At 40.7% G+C, this 15980-nt stretch carries 14 protein-coding genes; 12 read left to right on the top strand and 2 right to left on the bottom strand.

What is annotated here, in order from left to right:
- The 3 genes from E4S40_RS09580 to E4S40_RS09570 are packed head-to-tail and all read left to right on the top strand — an operon-like array spanning position 1 to position 1322.
- Entirely contained in the window at positions 1–378 is a 378-nt protein-coding gene (locus E4S40_RS09580; RefSeq protein WP_135073454.1) for a GntR family transcriptional regulator, read from the top strand.
- Positions 365–1069 (top strand): hypothetical protein, encoded by a 705-nt coding sequence (locus E4S40_RS09575; RefSeq protein WP_135073452.1) that lies wholly within the window; start codon positions 365–367, stop codon positions 1067–1069. The genes E4S40_RS09580 and E4S40_RS09575 overlap by 14 nt, the downstream gene beginning before the upstream one ends.
- Positions 1070–1118: 49 nt before the next feature.
- On the top strand, positions 1119–1322 hold the full coding sequence (locus E4S40_RS09570) for a hypothetical protein (RefSeq protein WP_135073450.1): 204 nt from the start codon (positions 1119–1121) through the stop codon (positions 1320–1322).
- An 84-nt stretch (positions 1323–1406) separates the two neighbouring features.
- On the opposite strand, the gene dinB is transcribed toward E4S40_RS09570, so the two are convergent.
- The gene (gene dinB, locus E4S40_RS09565; RefSeq protein WP_135073448.1) at positions 1407–2597 is read right to left on the bottom strand and encodes a DNA polymerase IV; all 1191 of its coding nucleotides are present in this window, start codon (positions 2595–2597) and stop codon (positions 1407–1409) included.
- Between the two features lie 244 nt (positions 2598–2841).
- On the opposite strand from dinB, the gene E4S40_RS09560 reads away from it, so the two are divergent.
- The 5 genes from E4S40_RS09560 (at position 2842) to E4S40_RS09540 (ending at position 8311) form a co-directional block, all read left to right on the top strand.
- Complete coding sequence (locus tag E4S40_RS09560; protein ID WP_135073446.1) at positions 2842–3243, top strand: four helix bundle protein; 402 nt, start codon at positions 2842–2844, stop codon at positions 3241–3243.
- A gap of 540 nt (positions 3244–3783) precedes the next feature.
- A complete protein-coding gene (locus E4S40_RS09555) occupies positions 3784–4482 on the top strand; it encodes an XRE family transcriptional regulator (protein WP_135073444.1) in 699 nt (232 codons plus the stop codon).
- Positions 4483–4579: 97 nt separating this feature from the next.
- Positions 4580–7234 carry a PQQ-dependent sugar dehydrogenase gene (locus E4S40_RS09550; protein WP_135073443.1) on the top strand — a complete coding sequence of 885 codons (2655 nt, stop codon included), beginning with the start codon at positions 4580–4582 and terminating at the stop codon, positions 7232–7234.
- 54 nt (positions 7235–7288) lie between these two features.
- Positions 7289–7897, top strand: a complete 609-nt coding sequence (locus E4S40_RS09545; RefSeq protein WP_135073441.1) for a class I SAM-dependent methyltransferase — start codon at positions 7289–7291, stop codon at positions 7895–7897.
- Positions 7898–7948: 51 nt separating this feature from the next.
- Positions 7949–8311, top strand: coding sequence for a DUF2116 family Zn-ribbon domain-containing protein (locus E4S40_RS09540; protein WP_135073439.1), 363 nt, complete (start codon positions 7949–7951; stop codon positions 8309–8311).
- On the opposite strand, the gene E4S40_RS09535 is transcribed toward E4S40_RS09540, so the two are convergent.
- Positions 8308–9108 carry an alpha/beta fold hydrolase gene (locus E4S40_RS09535; RefSeq protein WP_135073437.1) on the bottom strand — a complete coding sequence of 267 codons (801 nt, stop codon included), beginning with the start codon at positions 9106–9108 and terminating at the stop codon, positions 8308–8310. The two genes, E4S40_RS09540 and E4S40_RS09535, sit on opposite strands and share 4 nt — an antisense overlap.
- A 224-nt stretch (positions 9109–9332) precedes the next feature.
- On the opposite strand from E4S40_RS09535, the gene E4S40_RS09530 reads away from it, so the two are divergent.
- From E4S40_RS09530 to E4S40_RS09515, 4 genes are read left to right on the top strand one after another with little or no spacing between them, the layout of a single operon-like run.
- Complete coding sequence (locus E4S40_RS09530; protein WP_135073435.1) at positions 9333–9938, top strand: TetR/AcrR family transcriptional regulator; 606 nt, start codon at positions 9333–9335, stop codon at positions 9936–9938.
- An 11-nt stretch (positions 9939–9949) separates the two neighbouring features.
- Positions 9950–11308, top strand: a complete 1359-nt coding sequence (locus E4S40_RS09525; RefSeq protein WP_135073433.1) for a TolC family protein — start codon at positions 9950–9952, stop codon at positions 11306–11308.
- Between the two features lie 40 nt (positions 11309–11348).
- Positions 11349–12482, top strand: a complete 1134-nt coding sequence (locus E4S40_RS09520; RefSeq protein WP_135073431.1) for an efflux RND transporter periplasmic adaptor subunit — start codon at positions 11349–11351, stop codon at positions 12480–12482.
- Between the two features lie 3 nt (positions 12483–12485).
- Positions 12486–15890 (top strand): efflux RND transporter permease subunit, encoded by a 3405-nt coding sequence (locus E4S40_RS09515; protein WP_135073429.1) that lies wholly within the window; start codon positions 12486–12488, stop codon positions 15888–15890.
- Positions 15891–15980: the final 90 nt, after the last annotated feature.

Here is a 15980-nt window from a genome sequence, read left to right as displayed (position 1 = left end):
ATGGAATTTAGTGATCACAAAACCATCTTTCTTCAAATCCGCGATTGGTTAGTAGACCAAATTCTTACTGGAAAATTGATTCCAGGAGATAAAATTCCATCCGTCAGGGAGCTAGCAGCAGATATTGAAGTCAATCGGAATACGGTAATGCGGACCTATGCACTGATGGAGCAGGAGGGTATCATCGATAACCGAAGAGGAATCGGATTCTTTATTTCAGATGTAGCTCGTCAGCGACTTGCAAAAGATGAAAAAGCGCAATTCATCCAAGATGAACTTCCCAAACTTGTGCATCAAGCAAAAGTGCTCAAGTTGACTTTAGCTGATTTACAACCTCTTATCAATCAACTCAAAGAAAATCAAAATGAAGACAAGTAATAAAATAGTATACTCTTTCTTGGCCTTTGCTTGGCTAAGTATCATGGTCACTTTGGTAATTTCTTTCTTTTTTTCCCGCCTGAGAGGTTTTTCTACTCTTGATAAAGTCGAGGTTAAAGAATGGCCGGTTTTAGGGAGCTATTCGGTCGTTTCAATTCAAGACTCTTGGGTTGTTTCAATTGAGCGTCAAAAAGAAGGGACTATACAATATACTAAGTACTATTTTTCTCGGGAAAGAGAAGAATTATTGGAAGATCCTGATCCCTTTTTTTATGAAGTCCGAAATGATACTCTCTTCGTAAAAGGGATGAAGCAAAAACCTACCGGCAAATTTTCTATTCATGTAGGACCGATTAAATCCATTGTTCTTAAGGATGTTACTGAAGTTCGTGTTAAAGAAGTTGGTATTGATAGCTTAATTGTGAAAGCAAACCATGGGCATTTGACTATGGAAGAAAATCATGGGGTTGGTTTTCTTAGATTTGAGGGGAAAAATGAATCTAGGCTTCAGATTATGAAAATCCCAGCTTTAGAACTTTATCTGGATCAAAGCAAAGCCGAAATTTATAAAGAAATGGGGGATGTTTCTGGAAATTTAGCCCGAAGGTCTGAGGTGATTTTACCTACAAAATTGGGTGAATTGAATCTGACGAAGGATGAAAATTCCAAGGTTTCTATTGAAGAATATTGAGATTAAGGGAAAAATTTAATCTTAGTTTTATCTATTTGATAGGAATCCTATGGGAAAGAAAAAGGCAAAGAAATCCCTCAAGAGAGGATGGCTGTTTCTTGTGATCTTAATTTGGGCAGCATTCCTCTACGAGATTATTTTTATGAATGGAGTTGAAACTTATGGGATCAAGGAATGGGTGGTTTTTTCTGTTCTTACTTTTTGGTTGCTGATGGAGCTTGCCGAAAAATTGATCAAAGCGAGGAAAACCTGATTAGTTCAATTAATTGAACTTTGTCTTACCAATATTTTCTGATTGGGATTTTGGTTTTCTTACTCTTCATTTTTCATTCTTAATTTATATCTCCATCCCATTAAAAGGATTGAACCTTCTCCTTCCTACGGCCATGGCCACAGCCCGGCAGACGGTTTTGTCACCGTATTTTACGTTTAGCTTGTCGAGGGCTTGATAGAGGTTGATTTGCTCTTGGGTGTCTTCGAAGAGATTGATTTGATAATTGCCATAGACCAGGTGGCTGAAACGAACTCCGATCAGGCGAATCAACAGACGACGGCTGTACAGCTTACGGAAGAGTTCCTTCACGATCGGCAATATGCTGTGGTCTGCCGAAGTATAAGGGATTCGCTGTTGCATGGTATGTGTCTCAAAATCCGAATAGCGAATCTTCACGCTTACACAGGCGGTGAGTTGGCCTTTTTGTCTAAGCTTGGAAGCGAGTTGCTCGGTCATCGCCACCAGGGTCGCTTCTAGCATTTTCACGTCAATGGTGTCTTCTTCGAAGGTGTTTTCGGAGGAAACAGATTTCGCTTCGGAGTAGGGGATGACTGGATTGCGGTCGATTCCATTTGCCTTTTCCCAGATCATCTTTCCATTTTTTCCGAAGGTCGCTTCCAACAATTGGGAGGGCATTTGTTGTAGTGTCTGTACTTTTTTTACTCCCATGTTATAAAGGGTTTGGGAGGTTTTCTCACCGATCATGGGGATTTTACGTACCGAGAGCGGAGCAAGGAAAGGCTTTTCCTGCCCGAAAGGAACTTGTTTTTCATTGTTGGGCTTGGCTTCACCCGTGGCAACTTTGGAGACGGTTTTGTTTTCAGACAGTCCGAGAGAAATAGGAAGTCCAGTTTCCCTGATGATACGCTGTCGGAGTTCATGAGCCAATTTGAAGCAGCCAAAAAATCGATCCATGCCTGTAAGGTCCATGTAGAATTCATCGATGGAAGATTTCTCAAAAAGAGGGACGGATTCCTTGATGATTTCAGTGACTTCGTGGGATTTTTGGCTGTATTTTTCAAAATCTCCCCGAACGATTACTGCTTCGGGACAAAGCTGCCTTGCTGTCCGCATGGGCATGGCCGAGTGTACGCCAAATCTCCTGGCCTCGTAGCTGCAGGAAGCCACCACTCCACGGTCACTCGAGCCTCCGATCAGTATGGGTTTTCCGTTGAGCCTGCTGTCAAAAAGCCGCTCCACCGACACGAAAAACGTATCCAAATCCATATGCGCAATATTCCGTTTCCCCTCCATGGTTTTTTGTCAATTATTTAAACATTATAATGTTTATAATTTAATCAATATTCTTACATTTGGGAGAGGGAAGTGGCGGAAGTTGTCATGGTAAAAAAGATATGCTTCACTTCGTTCAGCGAGATATGCTATCTGCCCGCAGAGCTATCTTTAAAAATATCTGCGTAGCTGTCTTGATATAATGAAGATAGGCTGCGCCAGATATACTTCACTTCGTTCAGTGAGATAAAAGATTTAAGAGATCATGAGTAGTAAAAAATCAAATTACATTCCTCTCAAAGAGCTTGATATCTATGTTTTATCAAGGAGACTTTCTGCGTTAGCTTGGATCATTTATCAAAGGTTAGATTACCAATTGAGAAAAACCTGGGGAAATCAAATGATGAGTTCCATGGATTCTGTGGGAGCCAATATCGCCGAAGGATATGCGAGATTCCATTTTTTAGAAAGAATTCGATTTTACTATATCTCGAGAGCATCACTATCAGAAAGTGTTGAGCATTGGATTGATTTGGGATTTGAGAGAAAAATTGTAACTGAAGAGGAATACAAAGAGATCAAGACTACATCAAAGGAGCTTCAGATCAAATTAAATCATCAAATTAAAATTGCTTATGAGGCAAAAGATAAAGACTTATCAAAGTAGAGTATCTGCCCATTGGGCTATCTTCAAAATTATCTGCATAGCTATCTTGAAATAAAAAAGATAAGATATGGCTTCGCCAAGATATGCTTCACTTCGTTCAGCGAGATATGCTATCTGCCCGCAGGACTATCATAGAAGGTATCTGTGTAGCTATCTTGAAATAAGAAAGATGAGATATGGCTTCGCCAAGATATGCTTCACTTCGTTCAGCGAGATATGCTATCTGCCCGCAGGACTATCATAGAAGGTATCTGTGTAGCTATCTTGAAATAAGAAAGATGAGATATGGCTTCCACCAAGATATGCTTCACTTCGTTCAGCGAGATATGCTATCTGCCCGTAGGGCTATCTTAAAAGTATCTGTGTAGGAATCTTGAAATAAGAAATAAATAAGAAAGATAAGATATGGCTTCGCCAAGATATGCTTCACTTCGTTCAGCGAGATAGTCTATCTGCCCATAGGGCTATCTTAACAAAGTATCTGCGTAGCTATCTTAAAGAAGATCTTACCAATTGTCATTCTAGAAAAGTTTAAAAAACATGCTTCTTAATACAAATCTCAAATTCCTCCGAAAAAAGAAAAACTTAACCCAGCAGGAACTGGCAGATAGGTTGTCAATTTCTCGATCGAAATTAGCAGGGTACGAACTCACCATTACGCCTCCTTTGGAAACTCTGGTGAAAATCTCTGAATACTTTGGTGTTTCTCTGGATATTCTGATCAAAGAAGATCTATCTTCTTATTCGGAATACAAACTCCGGGAATTGCTGGAAACAGATAAATTTCTTCGTGGACGAAAACTCAGGATTCTTTCAACCACCGTGGATGCGGATGGGAGAGAGCTGATCGAAGTCGTTTCCCAGCGAGCCAAAGCAAGTTATTTGGCTGGTTTTGCAGATCCTGAATTTATCTCGGAATTACCGCGCTTTTCTTTACCCTTTTTGCCTACGGATAAAAAACACCGGGTATTTCAGGTGGATGGAGATTCGATGTTACCGATTCCCGATGGAGCATGGATCATCTGTGAATATGTAGATGACTGGATGTCAATCAAAGATGGAGAGCGCTACGTGATCGTCACCGAGCAGGATGGTGTGACTTTCAAAATCGCCTACAATCGTATCAAGGCTGATCAACAGCTTTTACTTTGTTCCTCTAACCCTATTTACCCTCCTTTTGAGGTAACTATTGATCAAGTACGGGAAGTGTGGCGGTATCGCTTGCTAATGAGTGAGTGATATGCCAAAGGCAATTTCCTCCATTTCCACCATTGGTTTATTCCTTTGGGGATTCCTTCCTATCTTATCCCCTCAATAAACCTAAAAAGCCTTTCGTATGAAAAATCGCTTGTCTTTAGCACTTTTAGTGTGCTGGGGGATGATTTGGAGCTGTGCCCCAAAAGACGTTGATCCTTTTGCGACTATCAAACCCGATGAAAGTCGATTTACCAAAATATCCCTAGTTGAAAAACTCAATGAACCCATGGAGTTGGAGGTTATGGATAACGGGGATGTACTTTTTATTGAGCGAGCTGGTAAGCTAAAACTGTACGAGGCTGCTACCGGTGAGACTACCGTAGTTGGGGAATTGAATGTCTACCTAGAGCATGAAGATGGTTTGCTGGGTTTGGCAAAGGATCCTAATTTCAATCAGAATCATTGGATTTACCTTTACTATGCGCCCTTGGATTATTCTCCGGATGTCAATAGGCTTTCCCGATTTGAGTTTAAGGAAAACCGTCTTGATTTAGAATCTGAAAAGGTGATTTTAGAAATTCCGGTTTTTAGAGGTTGTTGTCATTCTGGCGGCTCCATCGAATTTGATGCCAATGGATTGCTATACCTTTCTACTGGAGACGATACCACGCCTTTTGAATCTGACAATTACAATCCCATTGACGAGCGTCAGGATAGACCTGCGAATGTGGATGCACAAAAGACTTCTGGGAACACCAATGATTTACGGGGGGCAATTATCCGAATTAAGCCTGAAGCAGATGGAAGCTACAGCATTCCTGAAGGAAATTTATTTCCTCCCGGAACACCCAATACCCGACCTGAAATCTACGTGATGGGTAATCGGAACCCTTATCGGATATCCTTGGATCAGCATAATGGCAATCTTTTTTGGGGAGAAGTGGGGCCTGATGCCTCTGTTGATTCTGCGAGACGGGGACCAAAAGGCCATGATGAAATCAATTTGGCTAGAAAACCAGGCTTTTATGGTTGGCCTTATTTTGTAGGAAATAATAAGCCCTATTGGAAGTATGACTTTGCTACGCAGGAAAGCCTCTTTGAGTTTGATCCCGCAGCTCCAATTAACACTTCTCCAAACAATACCGGATTAGAGCAGCTGCCACCGGCTCAGCCAGCTTTGATTTGGTATCCGTATGATGAGTCAGTTGAGTTTCCTATGCTCGAAACAGGAGGAAGGAATGCCATGGCAGGACCTGTTTATTACCGAGAAGACTATGATAAGTCGGATGTTCGCTTTCCTGGATATTACAATGGAAAATTATTCATCTTCGATTGGATGCGAAATTGGGTTTTTACAGTAAATCTTACCGAGAATTTTGAATACGATACCATGGAGCGCTTTATGCCTTCCACTCAATTTGTGAAACCAGTAGACATGCAGTTTGCAAAAGATGGTTCACTCTATGTTTTGGAATATGGAACTTATTGGAGAGCGCAAAATGATGATTCGGGGCTTTACAAAATTGAGTTTGCGCCGGGAAATCGTCAACCAGTTGCCAAAGCTTCTGCAAGTCAACGAACAGGAGCTGCTCCGCTATTGGTTCAGTTTTCATCTGAAGGTTCTATTGATTTTGATCCTCAGGACAGTCTGACTTATTCGTGGAATTTTGGGGATGGTTCACCTGAAGTTTCTTCTCCGAATCCAAATCATACCTTTGATTCTCCTGGATCTTATCAGGTGGTTTTGACGGTGAAAGACTTGGAAGGAAAGCAAGCCAATGCCTCTATAGAAATCCAAGTTGGGAATGAACGCCCTGAAGTTTCAATTCAGTGGGATGGAAATCGTAGCTTTTATTTTGAAAATGATGAGATTCCTTACGCCGTTCAGGTTTCAGATAAAGAAGATGGAAGCATTGATTCCGAACAAATTGATTTTACCATTGATTTCATTGCCGGAGGTTATGATTTGATTCAAGCAGGTCATCAAGAGGAGCAGGTTTCTGTTGGGGAAAATTTCATTACTCAAGCAGGTTGTAAAGCCTGCCATGCTATCGAGAATGAATCAGTGGGGCCTACTTATCGAGATGTGTCTTCTAAGTATAAAGGTCAAGGCGAAGCAAAAGCATATTTAATTGATAAAATCCGAAATGGAGGTGGGGGTGTATGGGGCGAGCGAATCATGCCTGGGCACACTCATCTTCCTGAGGATCAAGTTGCTCAGATGGTCGACTTTATTTTGGGCTTGGAAGATCCTGATTTTGGAAAAGAAAAAATACCGCTTGAAGGAACCTTCAGATTTGATCCAACTGAAAATACGGAAGGATACTATTTGATTCAGGCTAATTATACCGATCAAGGAGCAAATGGAATGGATCCTCTAAGAGGAAATGAGCAGTTTGTCTTACGAAATCCATTAATAAAAGCGTTCACGGCAGATCGATTTAAAAATACCGCCAAAGCCAATGCAAATGGCTTGAATTTTATCCGTTATACCGAAAAGGACTCTTGGATTGCTTTGGATCAGGTGGATTTATCTGGAATAAAGCAATTGCAACTTTGGGTTAATCCAGCTGGAATTAAAGGGGTTTTGGAAATTCGGACTGGAAGCTCCGACGGCCCAATTTTGGGTAAGACAGGAGAACTTCAACAAGGTGCACAAAGTGGATATTTCCCAGTAACTGTCAATTTGCAGGAATCGAATGAGATTCAGGATTTGTATTTCGTTTTGCGAACAGATTCGGGGATTTCGATTTGGAATACTTTCAATCTAGATCGAATTCTTTTCAAGCGCTAAGTCGATGGGGAACTTTCCTGTTCCCCATTTTCTTTCTTATCAAAAATCAAGGTCATGAAGCAATTTTGGGATGAGCGTTATGCTGCTGAAGATTATGTCTATGGAAAAGAACCCAACCGTTTTTTTCAAGCCAAACTTCTCGACTTAAAACCTGGGAAAGCACTTTTTCCAGCGGAAGGAGAGGGGAGAAATAGTGTATTTGCAGCTGAGAACGGCTGGGAGGTTTTTGCTTTTGATATTAGTGATTCTGCTAGAATGAAGGCAGAACGATTGGCTGCAGAGCGTGGCGTAACAATCCACTATCAAGTTGGTACTTTGGATCAGATGAAATTTGAACCCGAGAGTTTCGATCTTTTGGTATTGATTTTTGCCCATTTTCCAGGAGATATTCGGCATTCATTGCATCAAAATCTCCTTCGATTGCTAAAACCGGGTGGTACTTTGATTTTAGAGGCTTTCTCCAAAGAGCATTTGGAATATAATTCCATCAATCCAAAAGCCGGAGGACCGAAAGACGTCAAAATGCTGTTTTCAAAGGAAGAATTAGATCGGGATTTTGGGCAGATGGAATGGTTGTTTTTTGAAAAAACCGTAACCGAAATGAAGGAGGGTGATTTTCATGTGGGGCTTTCTTCGGTCATTCGCTTGGTAGCGAGGAAATAGTTGTTTGCATATTTCAACTAATTTTATAAATTCAAACAAACTTTTTAAATCATGGAAAAGAAGACTTGTTTGAATTGTGGTGCACCCTTGCAAGGACGATCCGATAAGAAGTTTTGTGATGATCAGTGTCGGAATAATTATAACTACAAGCAATATGCGGACAACAGTAATTTTATCCGCAGGATCAATCACAAGATCAAGAAGAATCGGAATATTCTAGAGTCCTTTATTCCTTCAGGAGAAGATATGGCGAAGACTACCAAGGACAGGTTGCTCCGAGAGGGATTTGATTTTCAGTATCAGACTCATACCATAGAGACCAAGAAGGGGAGCATTTACCACTTTTGCTATGATTATGGCTACCTGCCCTTGGATGGGGATTGGTATCTGATCGTACGGAGAAAGGAAAATTAAGAAGACTCTTTTTCGAGATATTCCACCGTTTTTTCAATTAGTTGCCCATGTCCTACAGGCAGGATTACTTCTTGAATTTGTGGGATTTTGGAGGAAAACCGATTCAAATTTTCATGGGTGATCATCTTATCGTATTCTCCGATGAATAGCTTGATTGGAGTCTTATTTTTTCTAGCCTGACGAATGATCTTTCCTAAATGCAAGTGAATTCCTCCGAAAACTCTCCAAGTAAAGTAGACCTGAGCTCGTTTGGAGCGGGTTTCCATTTGGGTTTGCACAAATTTCACAATACTGCTTTCGAGTAATCCCGCTGAATTCAATCCATTCATCAATCCAAAAAATAGGTGCGGTTTGAATACAACACCTTTAAAAAGCCCATGAAAAGAGCCCGGATAGCTGCTGATGCTATACCAAAGTCCTGTTTTTATTCCATCTGGAGCAAGAAGTGTGAGGCTCTGAACTTGACTATCAAATAATTCATATGTAAGTAGAGCGAATTTTCCACCCATACTGTAACCGATTAGATGGAAATTCTGAAAACCAACTTCCTGCCGGAGTTTTTGAATGAAAGCCTTCCAAGTGTTTTTCGATAGGGGCTTTTTCGAATCAAACCATTGACTTCGTCCATGGTAAAAAATGTCTATGTAAATGTAACGTTGATTTGGTTTTCGGATTCTTGAGAAAGCTTTCAAGTCTTCCATGCTTTGTCCAAAGCCGTGTAGAAGGAGCACGGTTTCTTCTCCATCTCCTACGGTTTGATAATGGAGTTTTCCGGATGGATTTTGAATAAATTTCATTTAAAAGTTGAAAACAGCACTAAAATTATAAAAAATCAAATTTCCTCTCCCAAAAAAGTTAGAGTACAAAATAATGTATTATAAAAATACATTTTTGTTCGAAACCGAACTATTTAATAATTTTTTAACAAAAGCTTACAAAATAAAATTTCAAAAAAAACTACGGAAACTTTGAACATTCTAAACGTTTCCATAGTTTTGTCGGCCTAAAGAGAAAAGTAGCAATGCGCGAAAAAATATTGGAAGCAGCGATAGAGCAGTTCTCAAAGTATGGGGTCCGTAGTGTCACCATGGATGATATTGCCAGGCATTTGGGAATATCTAAGAAAACGCTCTATCAGGAATTTGCTGACAAAAAGGAATTGGTGAAGATTGCTTTCGATCAGATTTTGAGGAGAGATCAAAATATGATCGAAGCATTGATGAATGATTCGGATGATCAGGTGATCGAAACCTTGGTTCATTTGTCCCGAATGATGCGAGAGCGATTGCAATCCATCAATCCGGTTACCATTATGGAAGTTCAGAAATACTTTCCTGATGCTTGGCAGATTTTCGTTCGTCATAAGGAGGAGGTGATTCTCTCTCAGATGATGGATATTCTTGAGCGGGGTAAAAATTTGGGCTATTTCAGACAGGAAATCGAAGTGCCGATTTTGGCAAGAATTCGAGTGGACCAAATTACTAGTGCCATGGACTCCACCAATTTTCAAGATGCTAATTACGATATCGTTAAGATCCAATTAGAAATGATGGATCATTTTCTTCACGGAATATTTACTGAAAAGGGACGTGAAGCTTATAAAACTCAGCAAGAAAACACTATTTGAATCTCATTGAAATGAAAAAAATATTCATCCTATTCTTTTTTGGTTTAGGCCTGTCCTATCAGGCTCATTCCCAAGAGATTGTTGAATTAACACTTGAGGAAGCCTTGAATTTCACACTCGAAAACAACATCGACGTCAAAAATGCACAGTTGGAGACATTGATTGCGAAGGCAACTATCAAGGAAACCACGGCATCGGGACTTCCTCAAATCACAGGAAATTTTGATTTGAATTACAATCCTTCTATTCCAGTGGTCTTTCTTCCCAATCAACCACCATTCGGAGATCCAAGCATTCCCGGAGATGTAATTCCGGCACGATTTGGTGTGAGCTTCCAATCCAGTTTGGGGGTGAATGTTCGTCAGATGATTTTTGACGGCTCCTTTTTCGTAGGTCTTCAGGCAGCCAAGACCTATCGGGAATTGACAGATCTGGATAAAATTAAAACAGAGAATGATGCCATTGAAGCTGTAAAGAAGGCTTATTTCGGAGTTTTGGTCAATCAGGAGCGTATTCGTCTTGCTGAAGCCAACCTTTCTCGAATTGATACCTTATTAGCGGAGACCAGGGCTTTGAATGAGGCTGGTTTTGCCGAAAAGGTGGATGTTTCCAGAATTCAGGTTCAGCGAAATAATACTTACTCCCAATTGGAACGAAGTCGGACTGCCTTGGAAATCAGTCAGCAAATCCTAAAACTTCAAATGGGTTTACCTATGGAGTATGACGTGGTGCTTTCAGAGACCTTGGCTGAATTGAACCCGATTGAGGAAATCAATGCCTTGTTATTAGAAGAGGGAATGGAGCGGGTTGAGGTTTCTCAATTGAATACCAATCTGGAGTTGGTCAAACTGGATTTGAAAAATAATCAATCTCAGTATATGCCAACTATTGATTTTGTGGCTAATGGAATACGATCCGGTGCCGGAAATGCCTTTAATACGGTATACGATAAGCAAAACTGGTTTGGGAGCTCTCTTCTTGGAGTTAGTATGCAGATTCCAATTTTCGACGGATTGCTCAAAAGTGCGAGAATTCAACAGAATCGGGTGCAATTGCAGCAACTCGAAAACCAGCGGTTTTTCTTGAAAGAAAGTATCAAAAACGAAGTGTTCACTGCTAAGTCCAACCTTCGCAATGAGTTGAATATTCTTCGGGTTCAGCGAGAGAATCTCGATTTGGCTCGGGAGGTTTATGACATTGCCAAAATCAAATACCAAGAAGGAGTCGGATCTAACTTAGAGGTAGTAGAAGCAGATGCAGCATTGATTGAGGCCGAAATCAACTATTTATCAGCCCTTTATGATGGATTGGTATCTAAAGTGGATTTGGAAAAAGCCCTAGGAATATTGAAAAACGATTTAATGAACTAAACCAACACCCTTTCCTTCCTGGAAATTATTAATCAAACACATGAAAACAATTTTGAGATTTTTACCCATCACATTAGCTCTTGTAATGAGTTTTGCTTGTGCGGAGGATGAATCAGTGGAAGCTAAAAAAGCAAAGCTGGAGGAGTTGAAAGCTCAAGTGGTTGAACTGAATGGAAACATTCGTACGCTAGAGGCAGAATTAATGAAATTGGATCCTGAGTTTGCCAAACAAAATCAGAAGTCTGTTTTGATTACTACAGCTGATACCCACAAGGAGCGCTTTGAGCATTTTGTGGAAGTGACAGGTTCTGTGCTTTCTAAAAAGAATGTCAGTATTTCTTCAGAGACAGCAGGTCAGGTTTTGGAAATCCCTGCTATGGAGGGAATGCGAGTAAAGAAAGGTGAAGTTTTGGCTAGAATAGACGCTGAAGTAATTCAACGAAATATCGATGAAGTTGAAAATTCTTTGAGCTTGGCCAATACTCTTTTTGAAAAGCAGAAGCGATTGTGGGAACAGGAAATCGGAACAGAAGTTCAGTACCTTGAAGCTAAAAATCGAAAAGAAGGACTGGAGCGAAGTCTAGCCTCTTTGAAAACCCAGTTGGATAAGTCTATCGTAAAGGCACCTTTTGATGGTACGGTAGAAACAGTGACCGTTCGATTAGGAGAATTAGTGCAACCAGGTTCACCTATGTTCCAATTCGTAGGAGAAAGCGACCTCTTTATTGAAGCGGATATATCTGAAGCTTATGTTGGAGTTTTGGGTAAAGGTGACTCCGTACGAGTAAGCTTCCCATCGATTGGAAAAGAAATTGAAACTCGAGTATCGGCGATTGGAGCTATCATCAATCCTAATAATAGGACTTTTAAAGTGGAGGTTTACCTTCCTCAAATGGACCTTGTGAAGCCCAATATGCTTGCCATTTTGGATATCAAAGATTATGAAAATCCAGAGGCTGTGGTTGTTCCGTCTAAATTGGTTTTAAGCGATAACCGAGGTGACTATGTGTTTGTAGTTCGTGATGGAAAAGCTATCAAAACTTATGTTCAGCGAGGAAAGACTTTCCAGCAGCTTACCGAAATTTTGGAAGGTCTAAGCGGAGACGAAAAATTGGTGGATAAAGGATTCAGAGAAGTAGGAGATAATTTCAACGTAACTATTGCACAGCAGTAAGTCATGGCCGAACAATCAAGTCCAAAAACAACGAGAGAGTTTGGGTTGACCAGTATGAGTGTGGATAATTCCACCTCTGTGGTCATTCTAACGCTGATTATTACCGTCTTGGGTTTGGGTGCCTATAGGACCATGCCCAAAGAGAGTTTTCCTGAAGTAGTAATCCCTACCGTATATGTGGGAACTCCCTATCCTGGAAACTCACCCGTAGATATGGAGAACCTGATCACTCGTCCGATTGAGAAGGAACTCAAATCATTAAATGATGTCAAGGATATCAAATCCACATCTGTTCAGGATTTCTCTTCCATTGTAGTGGAATTCAACCCCGGAGTTGAGATTTCTAAAGCTATTCAGGATGTAAAAGACGCAGTAGACAAGTCTAAAAGTGAATTGCCTTCAGACTTGGATCAGGACCCTAATGTATTGGAAATCAATACTTCAGATTTCCCAATCATGAACGTAAATATATCGGGCAATTATTCTGAGGCCGAGCTAAAGAAGTTTGGAGAGTATTTAGAAGATGAAATTGAAAAGCTTCCAGAAATTTCAAAGGCAGACTTGGCTGGTACCGTAGAACGGGAAATTCAGATTAATGCTGATCCCTATAAAATGGAGTCAGTAGGTGTGACCTTTGATGATATCGCCAATGCCGTTCGCTCAGAAAATGTGACCATTTCAGGTGGTAGTATTCGAGGAGGTGATTTTCAGCGAACTTTACGGGTCGATGGAGAATTCACTGACCCGATGGATATCCTCGATGTGATTGTCAAAACAGACAATGAGAAAATCGTCTATCTCCGCGATGTAGCTGAGGTCAAGGATACTTACAAAGACAGAAGCTCCTATGCCCGGATGAAAAACCTTCCGGTAGTAACCATCAACGTAGTAAAGCGAAGTGGTGAAAACCTTTTGAATGCTGCCGATCAAATCAAGCAAATCATTGAGGAGACTAAAGCGAACCGTTTTCCACCCGATTTGGAAATTACCATCAATAATGACCAAAGTAAGACTACCCGAACTCAGGTAAATGACTTGGAAAACTCTATCATCTTTGGGGTGATTCTGGTGGTTTTGGTTTTGATGTTTTTCTTGGGATTCCGAAATGCCCTTTTTGTGGGTTCAGCGATTCCTTTGTCTATGTTTATCTCCTTTTTGGTGCTTAATTCCTTTGGAATCACCTTAAACTTGATGGTGCTGTTTTCCCTGATATTGGCATTGGGGATGTTGGTGGATAACGGAATTGTGGTAGTAGAAAATATCTACCGATTGATGTCGGAAGGAAAATCCCCAATGCGAGCCGCAAAAGAAGGAGTGGGAGAAGTGGCCTGGCCAATTATTACATCTACAGCTACCACACTAGCTGCCTTCTTGCCATTGGCCTTCTGGGAGGATACGATTGGAGATTTCATGAAATATCTTCCAATCACCCTGATTATTGTACTTTCATCTTCACTTTTTGTGGCATTGGTGATCAATCCTGTTTTCACCTCCATGTTCATGAAAGTGGAAGATGTAAATAAGGTAAAGTCAAAAAGAAAACCGATTACTGTTGCCGGTGCATTTTTGATCCTATCTACCCTTTTCTATTTGACTGGGTGGACTGCCATGGGATCCCTTGCTTTGGTTGCCTCTATTTTGACCTTATTCAATGTGTTTCTTCTTAGAGGAGCGATTAAATGGTTCCAAACCGTCTTTTTGGTTCGATTAGAGAATGCTTATGAACAAACTTTGAACTTTGCTCTTAGAGGGAAAAATCCTTATTTCTTCTTTTTTGGAGTAAATATTCTACTGATTCTATCAGTTTCCCTGTATTTCGTCAGAGCTCCTAAGGTATTGTTCTTCCCAGATAACCAGCCACAATTGGTCAACGTCTATGTAGAATTCCCAATTGGAACGGATATCGAAGCGACCAATGAATTTGTTGATGAGTTTGAGGATCAGGTAGCGAGTGTGTTGAAGGATTATCAGGACATTATCGATTCAATGATTTCTCAGGTAGGGGAGGGAACTGGTGAACCAACAGAAGGAAACTCCGGTCAAGCTACTCCTCATAAAGCAAAAATCACGATTGGTTTCGTGGATTACATTGAGCGTCAGGGAATCAACACGAACCGGGCCATGGAAAAAATCCGTGAATTAGCGGAGAACTATCCTGGGGTATTGATTACAGTTGATAAGCAGCGGGCCGGTCCGCCTGTTGGAAAGCCGATCAATATTGAATTTTCAGGTGAGGATTACGATCAGTTGATCAGCTATGTTAATCAGACTTTGGAATTCATTAACAGCAAGAATATTCCAGGAATTGAAGAACTCAAAACAGACCTTTCTTTAGGAAGTCCTGAATTGATCGTGGATATCGATCGGGATAAAGCCCGTCGATTTGGATTGTCCACTTCAACCATCGCGACCGAGTTGCGAACTTCCTTGTTTGGTTTGGAGGTATCCAAGTTCAAAGAAGGGGAGGATGATTATCCGATCCAACTTCGATTAGAGGAGGAGTACCGATATAATATCGATGCTTTGGTCAATAAGAAAATTGGCTTCCGAGATAAGTTTGGCACCAAACGAGAAGTTCCTGTTTCCGCTGTTGCAGATGTTAAATTCAGCTCAACGTATGGGTCTGTGAAGCGAAAGGATTTGGAGAAAGCTGTGACCATTTATTCCAATGTGTTGGATGGTTACAATGCTACTGAGATCAATAATTCCATTCGTGAATACTTGGCAGGCTATGATGTCCCTGATGGAATCACTGTTAAGTTTACCGGGGAGCAAGAAGAGCAAGCCAAATCCATGGAGTTTTTGGTAAGAGCTTTAGCAATTGCAGTTTCTTTGATTTTCTTAATCATCGTTGCTCAGTTTAACTCCGTGACCACGCCTTTCATAATCATGGCTTCCGTGGTTTTGAGTACGATTGGAGTATTCCTTGGTTTGGTAATATTCAACATGGACTTTGTTGTCATTATGACAGGTATTGGTATTATTTCCTTGGCTGGTGTTGTGGTGAATAACGCGATTGTATTGATAGATTATACCAACCTGGTCCGCGAAAGAAAACGAGAGTCTTTAGGATTAGGCTCCAATGAATTCCTTTCTTATACTGATTTGGTAGGAAGTATCGTTGAATCTGGTAAAACTCGTCTTCGACCAGTTCTTTTGACAGCAATTACAACGGTGCTTGGATTGATTCCATTAGCCATTGGTATGAATATCAATTTTGGTTCCCTCTTAAGCTCATTTGACCCTCAATTCTATGTGGGAGGGGACAATGCAGATTTTTGGGGGCCAATGGCTTGGACAGTAATATTTGGGTTAACCTTTGCAACGTTTCTTACGTTAGTGATCGTACCAGTTATGTATTTATTGGCCGATAAGGTAAATATGAAACTCCGTAAGGTTAAAAATTAAAACATGATTGATTTAAGGTTGGTGGTTTTTTAAAATAAAACCCCCGGGACATTGTCCTCGGGGGTTTTTCTTTTTCAGGTACCTATACCT

The organism is Algoriphagus kandeliae, assembly GCF_004571135.1.
GTDB classification, from domain to species: Bacteria; Bacteroidota; Bacteroidia; order Cytophagales; family Cyclobacteriaceae; genus Algoriphagus; species Algoriphagus kandeliae.
The sequence above is the reverse complement of the archived record's forward strand: the minus strand, read 5'-3'. Positions and strand labels throughout refer to the sequence as shown.